This window comes from Pseudomonas sp. H26/SER47-MNA-CIBAN-0231 (assembly GCF_040310465.1).
GTDB classification, from domain to species: domain Bacteria; phylum Pseudomonadota; class Gammaproteobacteria; order Pseudomonadales; family Pseudomonadaceae; genus Aquipseudomonas; species Aquipseudomonas atacamensis.
The window spans coordinates 1-279 of the sequence record NZ_JBEOPW010000067.1 but is presented as its reverse complement, the minus strand read 5'-3'; the positions used below and the strand labels follow the sequence as shown (position 1 = coordinate 279).

At 73.8% G+C, this 279-nt stretch carries 1 protein-coding gene; it reads right to left on the bottom strand.

Features of this window, described 5'->3' with window-relative positions:
• A partial coding sequence (locus AAEZ10_RS27280; protein ID WP_350571793.1) for an SDR family NAD(P)-dependent oxidoreductase occupies positions 1–279 on the bottom strand: 279 nt, incomplete at both ends.

Sequence of the window (279 nt, the reverse complement as noted above, 5' to 3'; positions counted from 1 at the left end):
CCCGAACGCATTGAGCCCGGCCTTGCTCGCCCCGTACGCGGGGTTGTTCGGCTCGCCGCGGAACGCGCCCCGGCTGGACACGTTGACGACCGCGCCGCCGCCGGCCGCGATCAGGTGCGGCAGTGCCCGGAACGTCGCGTTGGCCGGGCCGAGCAGGTTGACGGCGAGGGTCTGCTGCCAGGCGGCCTGCCAGTCCTCGAAGCTGGTCTCCAACGGCGGGTGCGCGGTGAAGACGCCGGCGTTGTTGACCAGCACGTCCAGCCGGCCGAGGGCCTCCGC